General features: G+C 46.2%; 21 protein-coding genes. 16 read left to right on the top strand and 5 right to left on the bottom strand.

What is annotated here, in order from left to right; all coding sequences use genetic code 11:
* Positions 1-7: 7 nt before the first annotated feature.
* Entirely contained in the window at positions 8-379 is a 372-nt protein-coding gene (locus tag DK187_RS11965) for a methionine-R-sulfoxide reductase (RefSeq protein WP_223232363.1), read from the bottom strand.
* A 420-nt stretch (positions 380-799) separates the two neighbouring features.
* Here DK187_RS11965 and DK187_RS11960 point away from each other — a divergent pair, with 420 nt between their 5' ends.
* Positions 800-937: a hypothetical protein gene (locus DK187_RS11960; RefSeq protein WP_162623506.1), complete on the top strand. Its 138-nt coding sequence runs from the start codon at positions 800-802 to the stop codon at positions 935-937.
* A gap of 70 nt (positions 938-1,007) precedes the next feature.
* On the opposite strand, the gene DK187_RS11955 is transcribed toward DK187_RS11960, so the two are convergent.
* Complete coding sequence (locus DK187_RS11955; RefSeq protein WP_111607578.1) at positions 1,008-1,409, bottom strand: GFA family protein; 402 nt, start codon at positions 1,407-1,409, stop codon at positions 1,008-1,010.
* Positions 1,410-1,450: 41 nt separating this feature from the next.
* Positions 1,451-2,275: a pyridoxamine 5'-phosphate oxidase family protein gene (locus tag DK187_RS11950; protein WP_111607577.1), complete on the bottom strand. Its 825-nt coding sequence runs from the start codon at positions 2,273-2,275 to the stop codon at positions 1,451-1,453.
* A gap of 171 nt (positions 2,276-2,446) precedes the next feature.
* Here DK187_RS11950 and DK187_RS11945 point away from each other — a divergent pair, with 171 nt between their 5' ends.
* A complete protein-coding gene (locus DK187_RS11945) occupies positions 2,447-3,157 on the top strand; it encodes a dienelactone hydrolase family protein (RefSeq protein ID WP_111607576.1) in 711 nt (236 codons plus the stop codon).
* Between the two features lie 57 nt (positions 3,158-3,214).
* Here DK187_RS11945 and DK187_RS11940 read toward each other — a convergent pair whose 3' ends face one another.
* Together DK187_RS11940 and DK187_RS11935 are read right to left on the bottom strand one after the other, a co-directional pair.
* Complete coding sequence (locus DK187_RS11940) at positions 3,215-4,318, bottom strand: ABC transporter ATP-binding protein (RefSeq protein WP_111607575.1); 1,104 nt, start codon at positions 4,316-4,318, stop codon at positions 3,215-3,217.
* A 17-nt stretch (positions 4,319-4,335) separates the two neighbouring features.
* Positions 4,336-5,118 carry an IclR family transcriptional regulator gene (locus tag DK187_RS11935; RefSeq protein WP_111607574.1) on the bottom strand — a complete coding sequence of 261 codons (783 nt, stop codon included), beginning with the start codon at positions 5,116-5,118 and terminating at the stop codon, positions 4,336-4,338.
* A 203-nt stretch (positions 5,119-5,321) separates the two neighbouring features.
* On the opposite strand from DK187_RS11935, the gene DK187_RS11930 reads away from it, so the two are divergent.
* The 14 genes from DK187_RS11930 to DK187_RS11865 all read left to right on the top strand — a co-directional run bounded on the left by DK187_RS11930 (position 5,322) and on the right by DK187_RS11865 (position 22,473).
* A complete protein-coding gene (locus tag DK187_RS11930; protein WP_111607573.1) occupies positions 5,322-6,197 on the top strand; it encodes a carbohydrate ABC transporter permease in 876 nt (291 codons plus the stop codon).
* A complete protein-coding gene (locus tag DK187_RS11925; RefSeq protein WP_111607572.1) occupies positions 6,197-7,048 on the top strand; it encodes a carbohydrate ABC transporter permease in 852 nt (283 codons plus the stop codon). Before DK187_RS11930 ends, DK187_RS11925 begins: the two co-directional genes overlap by 1 nt.
* Positions 7,049-7,053: 5 nt before the next feature.
* Entirely contained in the window at positions 7,054-9,213 is a 2,160-nt protein-coding gene (locus tag DK187_RS11920) for an alpha-galactosidase (protein ID WP_111607571.1), read from the top strand.
* Positions 9,214-10,950: an IlvD/Edd family dehydratase gene (locus DK187_RS11915; protein WP_111607570.1), complete on the top strand. Its 1,737-nt coding sequence runs from the start codon at positions 9,214-9,216 to the stop codon at positions 10,948-10,950.
* Positions 10,950-11,723 (top strand): SDR family NAD(P)-dependent oxidoreductase, encoded by a 774-nt coding sequence (locus DK187_RS11910; RefSeq protein WP_111607569.1) that lies wholly within the window; start codon positions 10,950-10,952, stop codon positions 11,721-11,723. The genes DK187_RS11915 and DK187_RS11910 overlap by 1 nt, the downstream gene beginning before the upstream one ends.
* Positions 11,723-12,709: a 2-dehydro-3-deoxygalactonokinase gene (locus DK187_RS11905; RefSeq protein ID WP_111607568.1), complete on the top strand. Its 987-nt coding sequence runs from the start codon at positions 11,723-11,725 to the stop codon at positions 12,707-12,709. The genes DK187_RS11910 and DK187_RS11905 overlap by 1 nt, the downstream gene beginning before the upstream one ends.
* Positions 12,710-12,713: 4 nt before the next feature.
* A complete protein-coding gene (locus tag DK187_RS11900) occupies positions 12,714-13,349 on the top strand; it encodes a 2-dehydro-3-deoxy-6-phosphogalactonate aldolase (RefSeq protein ID WP_111607567.1) in 636 nt (211 codons plus the stop codon).
* A gap of 38 nt (positions 13,350-13,387) precedes the next feature.
* Positions 13,388-14,266: an SMP-30/gluconolactonase/LRE family protein gene (locus tag DK187_RS11895; RefSeq protein WP_111607566.1), complete on the top strand. Its 879-nt coding sequence runs from the start codon at positions 13,388-13,390 to the stop codon at positions 14,264-14,266.
* Positions 14,267-14,269: 3 nt separating this feature from the next.
* Positions 14,270-16,240 carry a beta-galactosidase gene (locus tag DK187_RS11890; protein ID WP_111607565.1) on the top strand — a complete coding sequence of 657 codons (1,971 nt, stop codon included), beginning with the start codon at positions 14,270-14,272 and terminating at the stop codon, positions 16,238-16,240.
* Positions 16,241-16,353: 113 nt separating this feature from the next.
* Positions 16,354-17,577 (top strand): ABC transporter substrate-binding protein, encoded by a 1,224-nt coding sequence (locus DK187_RS11885; RefSeq protein ID WP_111607564.1) that lies wholly within the window; start codon positions 16,354-16,356, stop codon positions 17,575-17,577.
* Between the two features lie 231 nt (positions 17,578-17,808).
* Positions 17,809-19,371 carry an ABC transporter substrate-binding protein gene (locus DK187_RS11880; RefSeq protein WP_223232364.1) on the top strand — a complete coding sequence of 521 codons (1,563 nt, stop codon included), beginning with the start codon at positions 17,809-17,811 and terminating at the stop codon, positions 19,369-19,371.
* On the top strand, positions 19,368-20,303 hold the full coding sequence (locus DK187_RS11875; protein ID WP_111607562.1) for an ABC transporter permease: 936 nt from the start codon (positions 19,368-19,370) through the stop codon (positions 20,301-20,303). The genes DK187_RS11880 and DK187_RS11875 overlap by 4 nt, the downstream gene beginning before the upstream one ends.
* Positions 20,300-21,088, top strand: coding sequence for an ABC transporter permease (locus tag DK187_RS11870; RefSeq protein ID WP_111607561.1), 789 nt, complete (start codon positions 20,300-20,302; stop codon positions 21,086-21,088). Before DK187_RS11875 ends, DK187_RS11870 begins: the two co-directional genes overlap by 4 nt.
* Positions 21,085-22,473: an ABC transporter ATP-binding protein gene (locus DK187_RS11865; protein ID WP_111607560.1), complete on the top strand. Its 1,389-nt coding sequence runs from the start codon at positions 21,085-21,087 to the stop codon at positions 22,471-22,473. Before DK187_RS11870 ends, DK187_RS11865 begins: the two co-directional genes overlap by 4 nt.
* Positions 22,474-22,579: the final 106 nt, after the last annotated feature.

Here is a 22,579-nt window from a genome sequence, read left to right as displayed (position 1 = left end):
CATTGTACTAACCTTGGCTTACGAAGGTCATTGAGATGGAGTTCACACAGTGGCGAATGTTGTTTTCAGTCAGTCTTTCTCCTTCAAACACATGGCCTAGGTGGCCTTTACAATTGGCGCAGACGATTTCGATACGGCGGCCATCAGCGTCGGGTACACGTTTAACAGCATTGGGAATTTCGTCGTCAAAACTGGGCCAGCCACAGTGAGAAAGGAATTTATGTTCTGACGTATAAAGCGGCGCATCACATTGACGACAAAGATACAAGCCACCTTCCATTGTGTCTGTGTATTCGCCGGTAAATGGGCGCTCTGTGCCTTTATCAAGGATGACTCTTGCTTCTTCTGGTGTCAGTTTGTTGTAGGGTTTACTCATCATAACATCACTCTCTTGCCACTCATTAAAAGGGACTTGGTTTGCGTAAATTATGGCATGTCTTATGGTTATTAACTAAGACAATAAAATGCACGATGAGTTCGAGCATTTTTGCCTTGCTGATATAGAAAGAATATTGAACTTATGAAACAGGATGTTAGAGCTAAATCGTGCGTTTTTAGTGGAGGCTCCAGTGGGGGCGTTGAGTATTTTTGCTACGTTATGGTGATGTAAATTTGACAAATAGCCACTATAGATAGCAAGAATATATAATCTATTTTATTTGCTTTTACCAAATTGGATATTCCCTGCTAAGCTTAACATTCCTGTTTGATTGGCCTGAAAATGGAGGGCTGTCTGATGTATCTACACACTACACAAACTATAACACTACCAAGTACTATCTTTATTTCGGAGTCAGTCATGGCTGGTCATTATTCTCTAAGTGATGAGTACGACGAGAATGATGATTTTTACGATGACGCTGACGACGATGAGTCATACTACGGCGACTCAGATGACAGTGATGATGATTTCTGGGATGACTCCAACGACGACTAACGGTCGCACACTACAAAAAAAGGGGAAGTTGAATTGATCGACTTCCCCTTTTTTATCACAAATACATGACTTACACCGTAGGACGTTCCTGATACTGAGGAATATCGTCGCAAATCTCATACCACTCTGCTTTTGAACCGACAAAGATGTGTGATGAGGGTTTGCTCTCTATTTTCGTATCTAAGGTGCCGATACGAAGACGCAGTAGTTCGGGCATGTTGGGGCGTCGGCTATAAAGCGGGGACGCACATTGCTTGCAAAAAACACGAAATACTCCAGGCGTGGATTCGTATTCACCGAGTAGTGCCTTGCCTCTTAACAGTGTGAATGCCGTTGTTGGAATAGCCGCATTGGCGGCAAACGCAGAGCCGTTGGCTTTACGGCATTTTTGGCAATGGCACTGCATAATATCGCCCAGTTCGCCTTTTATTTCGTATTGTATGCCATTGCATAAACAGCTTCCAGATAACATGGTTTTCTCCTTGGTTGAGGGAGGCTTTCCCCGTTTTCCAATTAATAGTTTCGCTTTGGGCAAACGACTTTTGTCGCTTTAAGATGATACATTGTGACTTCTGGGTGGCTAAAAAAGCCCATTTCCCAAGGGTTTTTCTGGATAAAAAGTTCTTGAATTTGTTGGAAAACTGGATTGCTTTTGGGAATTTCATAAACATCACTTTTGATGATGCTGTAGTTCCATTCTATTGCTTCTTCAAACGTAAAGGTGGCTCGGCCATCAATCGCAAAGTAGCACTGGTTATTACGACTTAACAGTTTAGCCTTGAATGTACTCGGGAAAGTGATGAAGAAAATATCATCGTCAACAGAGGATAAGAATGCCATCACAGTAGAGTGTGGCTGTTGTTTGGCGAAGGTCATCAAAACGCCAATTTTATTGTCGTTTTCGCTGTCGTCAATTTCGGGCGCAATAGTAAGTGGGCTGTGTGGCAGATCAACAGCAGGCCGATTGTCACTCGGATGTTCGTAGCCATCTGTTATGAAAGATTTAATGATGCTGGCACCGTAGTAAACTTCGTATTCGATGGCCGTTAGTTGTGCTTTTTTGCCTGTTATGGATGAAATAATGCCTTTGAAAGAGGAACGATACACTTTTAAATCGGCATCGTACTCAGATACGCCGGTACGATTGTCTAAATGTACGGTAACTTTTTGGTTGGCTTTGAGTTGATGTCCATTTGGAAAGAAAAGCTCCAAGGACGTATCAGATAGAATGTTTACACCACAAATATAAACATCCATTTCGTTCTCTGGAGCGCCATAAGTGCCAGCTACGCCAAGTACTTGCTTACCAATGAGATCACTTAAAGCCAGTTGCATCATTACTTCATCCTTATCATGCTGTTTTGAGCTTATTAATGTTTGTAGTCGATGAGCAAAAAGTGTATCAGAAAGTGGTGAGAATAAGCATGAAGATTGATTTCATTCCGTTTGGCTGGTTAAACTGAACGAACAAATGGGATTATTTATATTAATGATTGGAGTATGCCATCTATGAGCCAGACATTCGAATCGATATTTAAAGACAATATTAAGCGTGTACATTATCAGGTTGACGGACTGAGTTCGGAGAAGAGTCATATTCAAGTGGTTATTTGGCCAACGTTTTCAGGTCTAAGTGACTTTGAAAAAGGCATTGCCGATCATATTGCATCACTGGGTTTTTCAGCAACGGCTTTGGATTTATATGGCATTGAACATAACCCGGTTGAAATGGAAGAGAAGCTTGCCACAATGGGGGCTTTGCTTGCAGAAGCTGAGCCGCTGCATGCGTTACTGAATGAGCTGACTCAATCTGCTTGTGATGCGATTCATGGCAAAACCATTGTCCATGTTGGATTTTGTTTAGGAGGCCGTTTGGCATTGGAGGCGGGGTTGCATCTTCATGATAGTGCGGGTGCCGCGAGTTTTCATGGCTTGATGAGCTTTTTCCGCGCTCAGTCAGAAGAAAAAGCCAATACAAAAGCTAAAATGTTGGTCTTAAACGGACACCAAGATTCTTTGGTTACAGAGGCCGATGCCCAAGAAGCGAAACGTTACTGGACAAGTTTGGGGATGGATTTTCAGTTTATTGACTTCAGTAACACCATGCATTCATTTATGTTGCCAAGTGCGAACAATCCAGATCATGGAAGCCAATATAACCCGCAGACAGCACAGCGTGGTTATCGCTACTTAGCGAATTTCCTAGAAGAGTTTGTCTAACATAAGGTGGTGTTTAAGATAGCCCCGCGTAAACAGACTTACGCAGGGCTATTTACCTTAGCGAACAGGCACCGGTCTATCTACGAGTGCTTCGCCAGTACGATTAAATAGGTAACAATCTGCTTTTTTCAGACCGACTTCGACACTTTCTCCGTGGCGGGTTAGGTTAGCGCCACTGACTTCAATAGTGAGTTTGTGACCCTGAAATTGACCGTAAAGGTAGGTAAGGCCACCGAGATGCTCAGCGACGTCGATATCAATTTTTAAGACGATGTCTGCGTCTTGAGTGTTTTCTTTCACGTGTTCTGGACGTATGCCAAGTTTTACGCTTTCGTTGACGGATATTTTTGTGCCATCCACTTCTAATTCGATGGTTTGTCCAGCGATGTCTATCACAGCAATGTCTTTGTTATCTATGCTAATGACTTTGCCGTCTAAAAAATTCATTTTAGGGGAGCCAATAAAGCCTGCTACAAATTCATTAGCAGGATTGTGATAGAGCTCTAAAGGCGAACCGACTTGCTCCACGTTACCCGCGCGTAATACCACGATTTTGTCGGCTAACGTCATGGCTTCCACTTGATCGTGAGTTACGTAAATCATCGTGGCTTTTAGACGATTGTGCAGTTGTGCAATCTGAATGCGCATGTCAACACGAAGTTCCGCGTCTAGGTTAGAAAGCGGCTCATCAAAAAGAAATACTTCGGGTTGGCGAACAATGGCACGGCCGATGGCGACCCGCTGACGTTGACCACCGGAGAGTTGTTTGGGCTTGCGATCCAGTAGTTCATTGAGTTGTAGAATGTTGGCGGCATTTGATACTTGTGCTTTGATTTTGTCTGGTGCGACGCCATTCATACGCAAGCCAAAGCTCATGTTTTCTTCCACTGTCATGTGTGGGTAGAGTGCATAAGATTGAAACACCATAGCAACGCCGCGATCCGCTGGCGCGACGTTATTCATGTTGGTGCCATTGATTTCAAGCTTACCGTCGGTGATATCTTCTAAGCCTGCAATTAAACGCAGTAGGGTGGATTTACCGCAACCTGATGGACCAACAAAGACCACAAATTCGCCGTCTTGTAGATCTAAATTGACGCCATGAATGGTTTCTATGTCGTGAAACCGTTTGATGACGTTTGTTAGTTTTATCGTCGCCATAATGGATTTTCCTATAGTTAATTAGAGGCCATGGCCCCCATGCGGATGGATACTTTCTTACAGGCGTCTTTGACCAGTGTTTGAAAGTGTTGAAAGCGCGCATCGTCTACACGAAACTTAGGAGCGGTAATACTCAGCGCGGCAATGGGTTCGTTTCTGTGGTTTAAAATCACCGAGGCGGCACATTGAATGCCTTCTTCGTGTTCTTCTAAATCCAAGGAAATCTTGCTGTCACGAATCTTGATAAGATCTTGTCTTAACATGCCTTCGTTAATCAGCGTGGTGTCTGTGTGCTTGATAAAGCTTTGTTCTTTGATGGCGGCGGCTAATTGCTCTTCACTGAGAAACGCCATCATGGCTTTACCGACGCCAGTGCAATAGGCCGGTCCTTTTTTGCCAACGGCCGAAAATAAGCGCAAGCTTTTTTGACTTTCTAGCTTGTCGATGTAAATAACATCGCCACGATCCAGCACCGCAAGGTGAATGGTTTCACCGGTTTCATTCCATAATAATTTCATTTGATCCGCAGCAATATCACGCACATCAATTTTTGACCAGGCTTGATGGGCTAACTCGAGTAAGCCATAACCTGGGTGATACAGCTGAGTGGCTTCGTCGAAGCGAATTAAGCCTTTCTCGGTCAATGATGTCAGGGTGCGATGCGCGGTTGCTTTGGGTAGATCGGTTTTTTCGACCAATTCGGCAAAGCGTAATGGCACCGGCGTGACACACACTTCTTGCAATAGGCTAAGTGCTTTGTCTAGCGATGAGCCTCCGCTCTTAGTGTCTTGCTCTGACATGGTTGGGTTTCCTTAATGTCTATTTTTATAATTTTCTAAGGTCTATTTAGCCTCAAAAAAGAGGCCTGACAAAATGTTCTAAATTGAGTATTGCAAAAAATGGAACTTTATTCCATTATTTTATTAGACGAATTACTTGACGCTCAATCTTGGTAGCAAGTAAGGCGGTTTATAAACTAATAAAAATAAGAGGTATGTGCGCCATGCAAAAGTTGCATAGCAAGCAGCAGCAATGGATGCCAGTTTTGTTCTTAGCACCGGCAGTCATTTTGTTTGTGGTCTACGTTATTTTTCCTATTCTTCAAAGTATTTGGTTGAGTTTTTATGAGTGGGATGGCATTGGTGAAAAAACCTTCGTCGGCTTTCGTAATTACATCGAGCTTTTTGAGGACTATCAGTTTTGGGTAGCATTAAAAAACAATCTGTATTGGATGGTTTTTTTCATGCTAGCACCACCTATTGGATTAGGTATTGCGCTTTTTCTGAACCAGAAAGTCATGGGGATACGACTGGTTAAGTCGATGTTCTTCTTTCCTTTTGTCATTTCTCAAGTGGTTGTTGGTCTGGTTTTTTCTTGGTTTTACGATCCTTCTTTTGGCCTGTTCAATAAGGCGATTGGCTTGTTTGGCATGGAGCCAGTTGCGATCTTATCCGATGAAAATTGGGTAACGTTTGGCATTATTGTCGCGGGGCTGTGGCCACAGATTGCGTATTGCATGATTTTGTATCTCACAGGCTTAAACAATCTCAACCCGGATCAAATCGAAGCGGCACGTTTAGATGGGGCGCATGGTTGGAAAATGTTACGTCATGTGATCCTGCCACAATTGCGACCTGCTACCTTTATTGCCGTTGTCGTGACCGTAATCGGTGCCCTGCGAAGCTTTGACCTCGTGGCAACCATGACCAGCGGCGGCCCATTTGGCACGTCGAGCGTCCTTGCTTACTTCATGTATGAACAATCTATCTTTAATTATCGTGCCGGTTACGGTGCGGCGATTGCGACCGTGTTGTTCTTAATTATGGACATTTATATCGCCTACTTCTTGTGGCGTATGCTGAAGAGTGAGAAAGCCTAATGTTTCCAACGCCTATAGAAAAAAGATCATTGCCTTTCAATTTAAGTTATCGCGTGGCGATTTGGATTGCCTTATTGCTTTGGTTGTTGCCTTTAATTGCTGTAATGCTGACGTCAGCAAGATCGACCGCTGACATAAATGCCGGCAATTACTGGGGCATACCTTCCGAATGGATGTTGTTTGAAAACTATGCCTTGGTGTTCACAGAAACCCCGATGGTGCGGTACTTGTTGAACTCTATCCTTATTACTTTACCTGCGGTATTTGGCGCCGTTGCCTTGTCAACACTGGCGGGTTATGCCCTAGCCAAGTTTAAATTTCGCGGTAATGTGGCGCTGTTTGCGGCGTTTATTGCCGGTAATTTTGTGCCGTTTCAAATTCTGATGATTCCCGTACGGGATTTAACCATCAGCATGGGCTTGTATGACACGGCATCAGGTTTGATTCTTTTCCATATCGCTTTTCAAACCGGTTTTTGTACCTTGTTTATGCGTAACTTTATTGTGGGTTTACCCGATGAGTTGATCGAAGCGGCGCGTGTGGAAGGGGTGAGCGAATGGCAAATTTTCTGGCATATCGTATTGCCATTGGTTCGTCCTGCGCTAGCGGCTCTGTCGGTACTGATTTTTACCTTTATCTGGAACGATTACTTTTGGGCATTGGTGTTGGTGCAAAGCGATGAAGTGCGTCCGATTACCGCTGGAATCAGTGCGCTAAAAGGTCAATGGATGGCGTCTTGGCAGTTGATTGCGGCAGGTTCCATTGTGGCGGCTTTGCCTCCGGTTATTTTGTTCTTCGCCATGCAACGCCACTTTATTGCAGGTTTAACTTTGGGCGCTACAAAAGGATAAAAATAATGAAAAATGGTTTGAATGTCAGTCTTTATAGACAAGATTTACCAGAGCAAAACGCACAGGGCAAAACCTTAGTGATTGCTTGTCCAAAACAGGGTGCACCTGAGTTGTTGTATTTTGGTGATGCTTTGCCCAAAGCAACCGATTTAAATAGTCTCTATTTGTCACAGCAGGCTGCCATACCGCAAGGCATGATGGATAAACCAACCCCCATGTCGCTGATTCCTGAAGCGGGCCGCGGTTGGTTGCAAACGCCAGGAGTGGAAGCCATGGCCGCAGATCGGCCAGCGTGGGCAGCTTGCTGGACATTGGTGGATGTGGAAGAGCAGCAAAATGGCTTTTTGATTTGCTTAGAAGACAAGGTTGCGCAGTTGTCGGTTGCTCTGAATATTGGCTTGTTGCCGTCTGGTGTATTGCGTCAGCAGTTAACATTGAGCAACCACGGTCAAGCCGATGTCACGCTGCAACGTTTGGCTTGTACTTTACCTGTTGCCAGTAAATGTACTGAACGAATGGGATTTTATGGCCGCTGGTGTCAGGAGTTTCAGCAAGAGCGCAGTGATTGGTACGCCACTTGGTTGCAAGAAAACCGCAATGGTCGCAATTCTCAAGCGAACTTTCCGGCCGTTATTGTGGGTGAACAAGGCTTTGGTGAGCAACAGGGTGAGCTTGTTGGTGCGCATCTAGCGTGGAGCGGCAATCACAGATTAAAAGCTGATTACACCGCCGAAGGTCATCGCTATTTGCAAGCCGAAGTTTTGTATTTGCCGGGGGAAATCGTGCTGGCGACGAATGAGTCGATCACGACGCCAGAATTTTTAGCCGCACACAGTGCATCTGGTTTAAACACCATGAGCCAACAGTTTCATCAAGAAGCGCGTCATCGTTTGAAGTTAACTAAGCCTCGTCCTGTTCATCTCAATACTTGGGAAGCCTTTTACTTTGATCACGATATGACCAAGCTGAAAGCACTGGCGAAAGCCGCCGCCGAAGTAGGTGTCGAGCGTTATATTCTTGATGATGGTTGGTTCCGTGGTCGTCACCACGACAAAGCGGCGCTGGGTGATTGGTTTGTTGATGTCGGCAAATACCCAGAGGGTTTAATGCCCTTGATTCGTTATGTGAAAGACGACTTAGGCATGGAGTTTGGTTTGTGGTTTGAACCTGAAATGGTCAATCCAGACTCGGATCTATTCCGTGCGCATCCGGATTGGGCACTGCAGTTGCCCCAGTACGCACCTGCTTTGGCACGTAATCAATTGGTATTGAACTTAGCCAAATCAGACGCTTATCAATATATCCGTGAGCGCTTATTTGCCTTGTTTAGCGAATATCCGATTGATTATGTGAAATGGGATATGAACCGAGATTATACCCAACCAAGTGGCGATATTGCGCCACAGGCTCATGCGCAAGTTGACGCTTTGTATCGTTTGTTGAGCGAGCTCAATCAAGCATTTCCTAATATGGAAATTGAGAGCTGTTCGTCCGGTGGTGCGAGAGTGGATTTTGGCATTTTAAATTACACCAAACGTTTTTGGGCGTCAGATTGCAACGATGCCTTAGAGCGTCAAAGTATCCAACGCGGTTTTAGTTATTTTTTGCCGCCAGAGGTAATGGGCTCTCATATTGGCCCAGACAAAAGCCATACCACCAACCGAGTACATGACGTGACTTTTCGAGCAGGAACCGCCATGTTGGGGCATTTGGGCATCGAATGGAATTTACTAGACGCTAATGAAGAGCAAAAAGTAACGATTGCCAATTGGCTCTCTCATTACAAGCAGTACCGAAGCGTGTTGCATCAAGGCAATAATTGGCGTTTGCCCAGTGCCGATGGCCGAGCACAAACCCAGTGGGCGTTGAGCCAAGATCGCCTGCAAGGCTTGGCTGTTTATAGTCAACTCGCCATGCCAAAACAAGCGCAAACCTTGCCTGTTTGCTTGCCGAATTTATTACCAGATCAACTCTACCGAGTAGAGGTTCTGGAACACAGCCCACTGCCAGGCCATCTGATGAAAGCCTTGCCTGCGTGGTGGAAAAAAGACCTTATTTTAAACGGTGCGAGTTTGAGCCAAGTTGGCTTGCAGCTGCCTATTTTTGACCCTGAATCTCTCGTATTGCTAGCGATTCAAGCCGTACCTTTGATGGAGAAACATTGAATGAGCGACAACAATAACAAAGATAAAAAACCATTACGCAGCCAACAATGGTACGGCAAGTTAGATAAAGACGGTTTTATTCATCGTAGTTGGATGAAAAACCAAGGTTTGCCAGATCACAGTTTTGATGGTCGCCCCATCATTGGTATTTGTAATTCATGGAGTGAGTTGACGCCGTGTAATTCGCACCTTCGTGAATTGGCGGAATACGTAAAACGTGGCGTGTGGGAAGCGGGCGGTGTGCCCTTAGAGTTTCCCGTGATGTCGCTGGGTGAAACCCAGATGAAGCCGACGGCCATGCTGTTCCGTAATTTAATGAGCATGGACGTGGAAGAATCCATGCGCGCTTACGGCATGGACGGTGTTGTTTTGCTGGGCGGTTGTGACAAAACCACGCCAGCGCAATTAATGGGCGCGTGCTCAGTGGATTTACCAACTATCGTTGTGTCTTCGGGCCCTATGTTGAATGGTAAATATCGCGGTAAAGACATCGGCTCTGGCACCGATGTGTGGAAATTCAGTGAAGCGGTCCGCGGTGGCAAAATGAGCCTTGATGCTTTCATGCGCGCGGAATCGGGCATGTCTCGTTCTCGTGGCACTTGCATGACCATGGGCACGGCGTCGACCATGTCTTGTCTGATTGAAGCTTTAGGCATGTCGTTACCAGAAAACGGCACTTTGCCAGCAGTCGATGCCCGCCGTCAGGCGTTGGCGCATATGACAGGCGCTCGCATTGTCGAGATGGTCAAAGAAGATCTAAAACCGTCGGATATTTTAACCAAGACCGCGTTTGAAAACGCCATTCGTGCTAATGCCGCCATTGGAGGTTCTACCAATGCGGTGGTGCATTTGTTGGCGATTGCGGGTCGTGTCGGTGTGGAGTTGACTTTAGAAGATTGGGATCGCATCGGGGCGGAAATTCCTTGCTTAGTGGATTTGATGCCGTCGGGTCGATTCTTGATGGAAGACTTCCATTACGCGGGCGGTTTTCCTGCGTTAATTCAGCGCTTGAGCCATCTATTTGATATGAGTGCCAACACAGTGTGTGGTGCTACCTTGGGTGAGATTACCGAAGGCGCAGAGTGTTTCAACGAAGAGGTGATTCGTCCTCTTGATAAGCCATTACGAGCGAACGCGGGCATTGCGGTGTTACGCGGTAACTTGTCGCCACTAGGCGCGATTATTAAACCGAGCGCAGCGACACCGGCGTTGTTGCAACATACAGGCAAAGCTGTGGTGTTTGAAAACATCGAAGACTACAAAGCCCGTATCGATACGCCAGAGCTGGAAGTCGACAAAGATTCGATTCTGGTGTTGAAAGGCTGTGGGCCAAAAGGTTATCCGGGTATGCCAGAAGTGGGCAACATGGCTTTGCCCAGTAAGTTGTTAGAACAAGGGATTAACGACATGGTGCGCATCAGTGATGCGCGCATGAGCGGCACCGCGTTTGGTACTGTGGTGCTGCATGTGGCGCCCGAGTCGACTGTCGGTGGGCCGTTGGCTTTGGTGCAAAACGGCGATGAAATCACCCTTGATGTAGAAGGGCGTGGTTTGCATTTGCATATTTCTGATGAAGAAATGATGCGTCGTAAAGCCGCATGGCAACCAGAAGAAAGCGATTATCATCGCGGCTATGCCAAATTATACATTGACCATGTTATGCAAGCAGACCAAGGAGCCGATCTAGACTTCCTTGTTGGTAACAGTGGCTCAAAAGTGAGCAGGGAGTCCCATTAATGACACACAATAAAAATAAAACGGTTTTTCCCAGTTTGGCGGGGCGTCATGCTCTGGTGAGCGGGGGCGCGTCTGGAATTGGCGAAGCCTTGGTGCGAGCGCTGGCTCAGCAAGGTTGTTTGGTCAGCTTTTTCGATATTGATCAAATAGCAGGTGATAACCTTGCAAAAGAGCTTAACAATCAAGGCTTGAAAACGCATTTTAATTTGGTTGATCTAACGGAAATAGACACGCTTCAAAACGTCATTGCGGAACGAATGGCTGATTGGGGCGCGATTCGAATTCTGGTCAACAATGCCGCCAACGATCATCGTCATACTCTCCAAGACATGACCTCAGACGCATTTGATCAATGTATGTCAGTGAATTTAAAACACCATTTCTTCGCAGCTCAAGCGGTGGCGCCTGCCATGGCTGAAGCCGGTGGCGGAAGCATCATTAATATGAGTTCGAACTCTTGGATGCTTGGCTTATCAGGCTATCCAGGCTATGTGACCGCAAAAGCGGGTATTTCAGGCTTAACCAAAGGCTTGGCCCGTGAGCTTGGTGGGCAGAAAATTCGTGTTAATACGGTACTGCCAGGCTGGGTGATGACGGAAAAGCAAAAGCGTCTGTGGCTAACGCCAGAAGCGGAAGCTGAGTTAATGACACAGCAAGCGCTGAAAGAAAAAATTGAGCCAGAAGATGTTGCCGATTTGGTGTTGTTCTTGAGCGCCGATGACAGCCGTATGATCTCTGGACAAAGTTTGGTGGTGGACGGAGGGCGTTTGTAATGACCCAATTTAATCCTGTTTCACAACCTGCTGGTGGCCAAGCAAGCTTTATCGCCGTTGATTGGGGAACCACCAATTTACGTGTCTTTTTGATGAATCAGGATGGCCATATTCAAGCTCAACGTGACAGTGACCGAGGCATGTTAAAGCTCGGTGCGACTGAGTTTGAACATGTTTTGTCTGATTTATTAGGGGATTGGCTAACGCCGGATTTGCCTATTTATATGGCGGGTATGGTGGGCAGTCGCGGTGGTTGGCAAGAGGTGCCTTACTTACATTGCCCTATTCACCTAGACGATTTGTCCGAGCATCTTTTTTGGCTGACGACATCGTTACCAAACAAAGTAGCGATTGTGCCCGGTTTACGAAGTACTGGTGTTGCAGGGTTGCTTGATGTTATGCGTGGCGAAGAGACGCAATTATTGGGTGCCCTTGATTGGTTAGAAGAGCAAGATCGAGCGGCTGAGTCACCGATATTTTGTCTGCCGGGAACCCATTGCAAATGGGTGCAAATCAAACAAGGCGAAGTGACGCAGTTTTCAACGTCGATTACTGGGGAATTATTCGCGCGCTTAAATGATGAATCAAGCTTAGTCAAAGGCTTACCTAAATCCGATCAGCTAAACGAAGCTGCGTTTCAAAAAGGCGTGTTAGCGAGCCAGCAAGCGGGGGGGATTTTGCACCATCTGTTCAGTGCCCGCAGCCGTTTTGTATGTGGAGAGCTGATGGCGGATGACGTTCGTGATTATCTTTCTGGGGTGGTTATCGGTCACGATGTAAGTGATGTTTTATCGTCGCTTGAGAGACCAACGGTCCCAGTACTGATTATCGGCAGCGAAGCGCTTAGTGCGCGTTATGCTTTGGCGTTGTCTTCACTGAACCTTACTTCAGAATTCTTAGCTGCCAACGAAGCCAGTATTCGTGGTTTAAAACGCTTGGCGAGTCGCCAGGTTAGGTCGGAAGTGTATCCGGCAATAGGAGCGTAATCACATGACACATTCTTTTGATGCATTAATGCAAGCATTCCCCATGGTCGCCATATTACGTGGTGTGACGCCGGACGAGGTGGTTGAGCACGCTCAAGTTTTGCTGAATGCCGGTTTTCGTTTAATTGAAGTGCCGCTTAATTCGCCCGATGCGTTTACCAGTATTCGTACACTGCAAGAACGCTTTGGTGATCAAGCCTTGATTGGTGCGGGAACGGTGTTGACTATGTCTCAATTAACCGAACTGGTCGCCACTGGCGCTAAGCTGATGGTCTGTCCGCACACGGACGTGGAGCTTATTAGAGCGGCAAAAGTCGCTGGCTTGTACGCTATGCCAGGTTTTTTTACCGCGAGCGAGGCGTTTGCAGCACTGCATGCGGGTGCGGATGCGGTGAAACTGTTTCCTGCTGAGGCTTTGCCAACCATTAATGTGGTAAAAGCCTTGGGGGCAGTGATTCCCGCCGAGACTTGGTTGTGTCCCGTTGGCGGTGTAACGCCAGAAAACGTAGCGGATTATTTAAAGGTGGGGGCACGTGGCTTCGGTCTAGGGTCCGCATTGTATAAAAAAGGCCAGTCGGTAACAACGACGCAAGCCAATGCTGAAGCCTTTATGAGCGCTTGGAAAGCTTATAATAAATAGCTTTTTCAGTAGACAAGACAAATTGGAGAATAAAAATAATGCAGAAAATCAGTACGCAACGACACCAATTAGCCGAAGGGCCTTTTTGGAGTCAGTCTGAGCAAGCCTTGTATTGGGTTGATATTCCAGCTTGCCAAGTGTGGCGTTGGCACCAAGCGTCAAATGAAACTCAGTCTTGGACGTTACCGAAAAAAGTGTCAGCGGTATTTACCACGCAAAGTGATCGTTTATTGGTGGCTTTAGCGGATTCTGTCGCCTATTTGGATAAAACGACAGGTGAATTAGAGCACTTGTGTGATTTGGATACGGATGTCCCAGGAAATCGTAGTAACGATGCGAAATGTGATCCAAACGGTGTGTTATGGCTAGGAACGATGGACGATGCAGAGGAGAAAGTATCGGGTCGATTGTGGAAGATTACACCGGAAGGCAAAAAAACTCTGATGCTGGAAGGCGTTGGTATCTCCAATACGTTGGCATGGGATGAGTCTCGTGGACGCTTTTATTTTGGTGATTCCATGACGCGAAAAGTGCATGTTTTTCCGTACCCAGAATTTTATGACATTCGCAGCCAAAAGCCGTTTTTTGAAGTGAAAGAAGGCATTGGTGCGGATGGTTCATGTATCGATTCCGAAGGCTGTATTTGGAACGCCAATTGGAATGGAGCGAGAATAGTGCGCTATAACCCAGAAGGAGAAGTGCTTCAGACCATCGAATTGCCTTTTTCAAAACCAACAAGCTGCGTGCTTGGTGGTCCCGATGGCAATACTTTATTCATTACCTCCGCCAGCGTGGCGACCAGCGAAGGTGAGCTGGCTGAAAAGCCGCTGTCTGGTCACGTGATTGCGATTGATGTGAAAAATGCGATGGGGCTAGATGTCGTCGGCGAGCCAAGTCAACCTTTTGCAGGAGCATAGAATATGAAGTTAGGTGTATGTTACTACCCAGAACATTGGCCAAAAAGTCGTTGGGTTGAAGACGCTAAACACATGCAACGTATCGGTATTGAATACGTGCGTATTGGTGAGTTCAGCTGGAGCACAATCGAACCAACTCCCGGTGAACTGCATTGGGAGTGGTTGGATGAATCCTTGGATATTTTGCATGCTCATGGGTTGAAAGTCATTTTAGGCACGCCTACCGCGACACCACCAAAGTGGTTGGTTGATCGTCATCCGTCGATGTTGGCGAAAGACGAGCAGGGCCGAGTACGTCACTTTGGTTCGCGTCGCCATTATACCTTTGCCAGCCTTGAGTACCGTGAAGAATGTCGTCGTATCGTCACTTTGATGGCGGAACGTTTCGGTCAGCATCCGGCGGTAGCGTCTTGGCAAACCGATAACGAGTATGGCTGCCATAACACCATACTAAGCTATGCCGACGCCGATCTTGCTGCGTTTCGTCTTTGGTTGGCAGAGAAATACGGAACAGTTGCCGCCTTGAATAAAGCCTGGGGCAATGTGTTTTGGAGCATGGATTATCGGTCTTTTGATGAAATTGAATTGCCAAACTTAACCGTGACCGAAGCCAATCCATCCCATCGTTTGGACTTTCAGCGTTGCTGCTCAGATCAAGTGGTGGCTTTCAACAAGCTGCAAGTGGACATTTTGCGTGCGCATTCTGCAGGCCGTGATTTAGTACATAACTACATGGGATTCTTTACGGCGTTTGATCATCACAAAGTGGGTCAAGATCTGGATGTGGCTAGTTGGGACACTTATCCGCTGGGTTTTTTGGATCAAGAAGCGATTTATACCGCAGAAGAGAAACACGATTACATGCGCGTTGGGCATCCCGATTTTGGTGCTTTTCATCATGATTTGTATCGAGGCTGTGGTAAAGGCCGCTTATGGATAATGGAGCAGCAGCCAGGTCCCGTGAACTGGGCGCCACATAATCCTACTCCTGCCAATGGTGCTGTACGCTTGTGGACATGGGAAGCGTTTTCCCATGGCGCAGAGTTAGTGTCTTATTTTCGCTGGCGTCAGGCGCCATTTGGTCAAGAGCAAATGCACGCAGGTTTGCTGCGCCCTGATGCACAAGAGGCCGAAGCCGCAAAAGAAGCGACTTTGGTTGCGAGTGAAGTGAAAAAATTAGCTCAATCGCTTGGATTGGATGCAGAAGAATTGATGTCTTTGCCGAGCGCTGGAAAAGTGGCCTTGATGTTTGATTATGACGCTTGCTGGTCATTAGACATTCAACCGCAATCGCGTGCTTATCGATATTTATTCTGGTGTTATCGCGTGTATGAAGCCATGCGTGAGCTTGGTCTATCAGTGGATATTATTCCAAGCGATGGATCTTTGGATATGTATGAGCTACTGGTACTTCCAGCACAGGCGCATATTACACCGCAACTGCAAGAAAGACTGAATGCTTACAAAGGTGTGTTGCTGGCTGGGCCGAGAACCGGCAGCAAAACAGAAACTTACCAAATTCCAGAAAATCTTGCGCCGGGTCCATTAGCTAGTCTTTTGCCTCTGACGGTTGAGCGGGTTGATGCGCTGCCTGAGCATACTCAGCCAGCAGTTTCTGGTCGTTGGGGGGCAGGGAAGTTGAAGCATTGGCACGAACAAATACACACGCAACTGCCCTGTTTGTTAAAAGATGACGGCGGTAATCCCGTATTAATGGGAGAAGGCCGTCATTATTACCTTGGGTCTTGTGTTGACAATAATGTGTTAAAAGCCAGTTTGGCTAGATTGGCAGAAATGGCCGGTTTAGCAACGGATTATTTACCCAAAGGCGTACGAGTCCGAGAGCGTGGTAATGTGATATTTGTCTTTAACTATGGCGCCAGTTCTGTGTTTTATGCGCCTGAAAATGCGCAGTTAGTGGTTGGTCATAAGACAATAGACGCCGCTGGTATTGCCATTTGGCAAAAAATCTAAAATAAAATGGAACTGAGTTTCTTTTAATGGTTTTTGTGGTTGATAAATGAGCAAACATGGTTAATACTGAAACCCAGTTCCAATTAATAAAAAGAAAAAGAGGGCTTGTTTAAATGAAAAAATTTCAATCGTTATTAGTAGGGGCAATGGCATTAGGTGCTGTCTCTATGGTCAATGCTGGAACCTTGGTGATTAACTCCGACCAAGCCGACCCAGCACCTAAAAAAGCGTTCGCTGAAATTATTCAAAAATTTGAAAGTGAAAACCCTGACATTACCATCAAATACAATTTGTACGATAAAGAAGGCTATAAAACGGCTATTCGCAACTGGTTGTCAACGACCCCCCCAGATATTGTGTTCTGGTATGCTGGTAATCGTATGAAGGCATTTGTTGACCGCGGTCTGTTTGAAGACGTGAGCGATATTTGGGATCAACAAGAATTAAAGAAAAACATGGCTTCCGCTGCGCCTGCCATGACCATCAATAATAAACAGTGGGGGATTCCTTACACTTATTATCAATGGGGTATCTATTACCGCAAGGATATTTTTGACAAGCTAGGTTTATCCGAACCAAAAACATGGGAAGAATTTCTAGCGGTTAATGAAACACTTAAGGCAAATGATATTGCGCCTATTGCGATCGGTACGAAGTATTTATGGACAGCGGCTGGCTGGTTTGACTATATGAACTTGCGTACCAATGGCTTGGATTTTCATATTGATCTGATGGATGGCAAGATTCCTTATACGGATCCTCGTGTACGCAAAACCTTTGAGAACTGGAAAGTATTGATTGATAAGGGCTACTTCTTAGAGAACCATGCCTCCTATTCTTGGCAAGAGGCTCAGCCATTTATGTACAACGGCAAAGCCGCTATGTATCTCATTGGCAATTTTATTGTGCCCAATTTTCCGAAAGAGCTTGATGGCAAGATGGGTTTCTTCCAGTTTCCACAGATAGACCCGGCTGTTGGTATGGCGGAAGATGCACCAATGGATACAATTCATATTCCAGCGAAAGCGGCCAACAAAGAAGACGCTCGTAAATTCTTAACGTTTATGGCACGTGCCGATAATCAAACTCTAGTGAATGATGCACTATTGCAAATTCCTCCTCACGCTAAAGCCAAAGCACCGGATGACTTCTTCTTAAATAAAGGCGTTGAAATGCTCAATAATGCGTCTGGTACGGCTCAGTTTTATGACCGTGATACCGATCCAAGTATGGCGCAAGAAGGCATGAAAGGTTTCCAAGAATTCATGGTGAAACCGGAGCGTCTAGACGCTATTTTGCAACGATTAGAAGGCGTGAGAAAGCGCGTATTTAAATAATCTATGCGGTAGCTTGCTCCAATAAAGAGTAGGTGAAAAATTGTTTGCCAAAACAGAAAGCCAGTTCAATTGATGTTGAACTGGCTTTTTTTGCTTTCAAATTTGTTGCTAAGAAAAACTATTTATACCAATCAGTTAGATGAACACTATTTTTAATAGATGTTATTCTCAAATGATTGTCAGACTCCTTTAATATGTTATATCATAACTTTTTATTTCTTTGTGGATAATATGGATATGATAGTAATGCCTTCTTTGAAGCGAATAATCTCTGGCGTGTTGGTTATCGGTGCTTTATCCGGTACGGCGGCTTTTGCTCAACCAACTCAGTCGAATACCTTGTCAATCAGTGCTGCGTTTGAATTTACCAGTTTAGATCCTTCTAAAAATGGCTTTGTATACAGTCGGATGCAAGTTTTGGAAACATTGCTTGATGTGGATGATAGTGGCTTATTAATGCCAGCCTTGGCTGAACGTTGGGAAGTCAGTGAGGATGCAAAAAGCTGGTCTTTTCATTTGCGTGAGGGGGTGCGTTTTCATGATGGTGCCTCAATGGATGCGGATTCCGTAGTCAACAGTCTTTCTCTTGCGCAAGCCAAACATGGTGCATTACGTAACGCTCCCATTGAAAGTATTCAAGCATTAGATAGAAATATGGTCGTGATTCACTTGTCTCGACCTTACACCTTGCTAGGGGCCGTGTTGGCAAATTATGCCAATGGTATTTTGTCTCCGGCCGCTTATGGAAAAGACGGCGAAGTGCTCGCTTTGTCTGCGACAGGGCCTTATCAGCTCTATCAGTTCGCACCGCCACATAAATTAGTCGTAGAAAAATTTGATGGTTATTGGGGGAAAAAAGCCAGTATCCCCTACGCCAGTTATTTAACGGGGCATCGTACGGAAAGCCGCGTATTACAAGCGCGCAGTGGTCAAGTGGATATTGTGTTTGGTTTAGATCCTGCCAGTCTGCCTTCCTTAAAACGTTTGCCTAGTTTGGATTTATATTCCAATGCGATTCCGCGTACTATCGTTTTAAAAGTGAACAGTGGTCATCCTTTCTTAAAAGAGGTGAGTGCTCGCCAAGCGTTGAGCCTCGCTATTAATCGCCAAGGCATTGCGAATGGTATTTTGCGTACGCCCAATGCTGAGGCCGAACAGTTGATGCCTGCTTCACTGTCTAATTGGCATCTTGATGGTATGTCTGTGCGTCGTGGTGCGCAAGAAGTGAGTGCAGAAGATTTGTTGGCATCGTTAGGTTGGAAGAAGAATGCCAAAGGCCAACTTGAGCGTGATGGAAAACGGTTTGAACTGACACTGATAACCTACGCCGATCGACCAGAGCTAACAACAGTCGCTACAGCCATCCAAGCTCAATGGCAAGCTATTGGTATTACAACAAAGGTTGAGGTGACCAATTCCAGTGCCATTCCAATGGGGCATCAAGATGGCTCATTAGAAGTGGCCTTGATTGCTCGCAACTACGGTTTTATTGCCGATCCATTAGGGGTCATGTTATCGGATTTTGGTTCTAATGGTGGCGGAGATTGGGGGGCTATGAATTGGAATAATGCGGAATTGAGTCAGCTTCTACTGTCTCTTGAGCACACCTCAGATCCTAAACAATACCGGGAAATAGCCCAGCGTAGTGCGCAGTTAATTTATAACGAACGTCCGATGATTCCAGTGACGTTTTATGTGCAGCAAACTTCCGTGAATAAGCGAGTGAAGGGGTTTCGATTCGATCCTTTTGAGCGCAGCTTTTTCTTGAACGAAATGGAGTTTGTTAAACCATGAAGGCAATGCTGTTAAAAAGAGTGTTGCAGTTAGTGACGGTGGTTTGGGGTGTCGGCACCTTAACCTTCATTCTAATGCGCTCTCTACCTGGTGACATGGCCTATCGCATCGCCGCGAGTCGTTATGGTCAAGACAATGTGAACTCAGAAGCCGCGGCTTTAGTTCGTCAGGAGTTGAATTTAGACCAAGGTGCTTTTGCGGCGTATTGGCACTGGTTATTAGACTTATTGCAGTTTAATTTAGGTCATTCTTTGGTGAGTGGTTTACCGGTCATAGATGCGATTCAGCATATGTTAGGGCACTCTTTGCTGTTGGCTTTGGCTGGTTTGTTGGTGTCGATATTGATCGCCGTGCCAGTGGGGTTATTTTGTGCATGGCGAGGTAATCCATTGGATTCTATTTTCATGGGCTTATCGAGCATGATAAGAGCAATGCCAGTGTTTGTATTGGGAGTGTTGTTTATCTTGTTGTTTGCTTTGCATTGGAATTGGTTTCCCGTGGCTGGTTTTGGTACCCCTGCGCATTTGGTTTTGCCTGCATTGACACTGGCGCTGAGTTTGGCGGCTGTCTCGAACAGAGTGGTCAGAGACTCGGCCAAACATACCTTCCAAGCGGCTTTTTACCAATTTTCCAAGGTGAAGGGCTTATCCGCATGGCAGACTTTTAGACGGCACGGGGTGCGCAATATTGCTGTGCCGGTGGTGGCGTTTTTCGGTATTCAGTTGGTGAGTATGATTGAAGGGATTGTGATGATTGAGTCTTTGTTTTCTTGGCCGGGTATTGGTCATGGTTTGGCTCACGCGATTTTTGCCCGTGATATTCCTGTTATTCAGGGGGCGGCGCTGGTGATGGGAGTCTTGTTTGTTGCTTTGAATACCTTGGTGGACATGCTGTGTTTATGGATCGATCCAAGAGGAGTGAGAGAAGCATGAAATTCACAATGACAGGATCTCAGTGGGTTGGTTTGGGTGTGTTGTTAAGTTTGCTGATTTTTGCCGTGCTGGGAATGATGTTTTCCCCCTTTAGTATTTCTCAGCAGGATTTGAATGCCGTGTTAGATTCTCCTTCGGCGGTTCATTGGCTTGGCACGGATCACTTTGGGCGCAGTATGTTGACGCGTATGGCGCACGCGGTGGGTTTGTCGTTTGCCTTGGGTGTGTTGTGTGTGGTGACGTCTTCCTTGCTAGGAACGGCGTTGGGTGTTTGGGCTGTGTGGGGTGGTAAAAAGGTCGATCATATCTTAGGGGTTATGGTGAATATTTTACTGGCATTACCTGGACTGGTCGTCGTACTTTTATTCGCCGCTATTGTGCCTGGGTCGTTTTGGATCTTGTATTTGGCGATTTCACTGGTGCAATGGGTGGAGTATTTTCGTGTGGTTCGCGCTATCACGCAGAATGTCATTCATAGTCCAGCCAGGCAGTCTTCTCAGATGATGGGTTTTGGTCATTGGTATCAGTTTAAACGCCACATTTGGCCGGCCATTGTGCCTTCTGTTTTTACTTTGGCGGCGTTTGGTGGCGCCAATGCAATTTTAACCATGGCGTCGTTGGGCTTTGTGTATGTGGGCATTCAACCTCCGCTCGCTGAGTTAGGCTTGATGACAGTGGAACTGTTTCCATTTTATAGTGATGCCCCTTGGTTATTGGCTCAACCTTTGGTTGTCATTGCCTTAATGGTGTTTGGATTTCATTTGTTGGCAGGGAAACGAGTATGAGTGTATTGCTTAAATTAACCAATGTGGCGGTGTTTGTTGGTGATACTTGTTTGCTGGAGCCGATTTCATTGGAGCTAAAACAAGGCCAACCTTTGACAATTCTTGGGCAGACTGGGTCGGGTAAAAGCCTGCTAGCCCAAGCTATTATGGGGTTATTACCTGACACTTTATCTTTTCAAGGTGACATTGAGGTATTTGGTAAAGCCTTGACTCTCGAACAACGGCAGGCCTTGTGGGGGCGGGATTTGGTGATGTTACCCCAAGAGCCTTGGCATGCTTTGGATCCGTTGATGAAGGGTATCAATCAGGTGGCTGAGGTATATCAGCATGTGCAAGGCAAGAGTCAGAATGACGCGCAAGCTTCTGCACAGCAAGATCTTCTTGATGTTGGTTTGGCTGATAGCGCGCACAAACGGCCAGGCCAATTGTCAGGTGGGATGGCTCAGCGTTTGGCTATCTCGGCCGCGACGGCGGGCGGTGCTCATGTGATTTTGGCGGATGAACCAACCAAAGGTTTGGACGTTTCTCGTCGCGACGGTATCGTGCGCTTACTGCAATCGCGTTCGATAGAGGGCAGTTTGTTGACTATTACCCACGATGTGGCGATTGCTCGTCAGCTAGGTGGTTCGCTGTTAGTGATGAAACAAGGGCGATTAGTAGAGCAGGGCGATGCCCTAGATGTGCTGACTAATCCACAGAATCATTACACTCGGGAATTGATTGCAGCGGAGCCAAAGTCGTGGCCAGATGTTAGCGTCGCTTTGGCGAATAAAACGACAGAAACGGTGCTGGTGGCAGAGAATCTTGCTATTGAGCGAGGCGGGCGAACTTTGTTTGAGAACGTGTCTTTTTCAATTAACAAAGGCGAAGTGGTTGGTGTCGTGGGTGACAGTGGTTGTGGTAAGTCATCTCTAGGGGATGCGTTGCTAGGACTTTTGCCCGTGTCGGCAGGATTAGTGACTCGATCAAATCATACGGCGAAGCCCTATCAATGGTTAAAGTTATATCAAGATCCTCCGTCCGCGTTTACATCAAGTGTGTCATTAGGCACCTTATTAAAGGATCTGGTAGATTTGCATAACATAGCACAAGAACGAATTGTGCCTTTGATGACTCGCTTGAATCTGCCGGAAAGCATTTTGCAGCGTACCTGTCTTGATGTTTCTGGAGGCGAGTTGCAGCGCTTTGCCATTTTGCGAGCTTTGCTTTTGGATCCTGTGTTTTTATTTGCGGATGAACCGACGTCGCGCTTAGATCCAATCACGGCTAAGGATGTCACAAATTTGCTGGTAGAGTTGGCGCGGGAAACAGGGTGCGCTGTCCTTATGGTGAGTCACGATCCTGATTTGGTCCGCAAAACTTGTGATACAGTCATTACCCTATAGAGGGCAATGTTGTTTCTCAAATAAGTAGGTGGTGAAAAATCTGCCTACTTGTTGGATTGTCTAAATATGCAAAAGCACAGCACAAATGCTGCTTTCTGTTTAATTA

It is taken from the genome of Marinomonas arctica (assembly GCF_003259225.1).
In the GTDB taxonomy this organism is placed as follows: domain Bacteria; phylum Pseudomonadota; class Gammaproteobacteria; order Pseudomonadales; family Marinomonadaceae; genus Marinomonas; species Marinomonas arctica.
The sequence above is the reverse complement of the archived record's forward strand: the minus strand, read 5'-3'. Positions and strand labels throughout refer to the sequence as shown.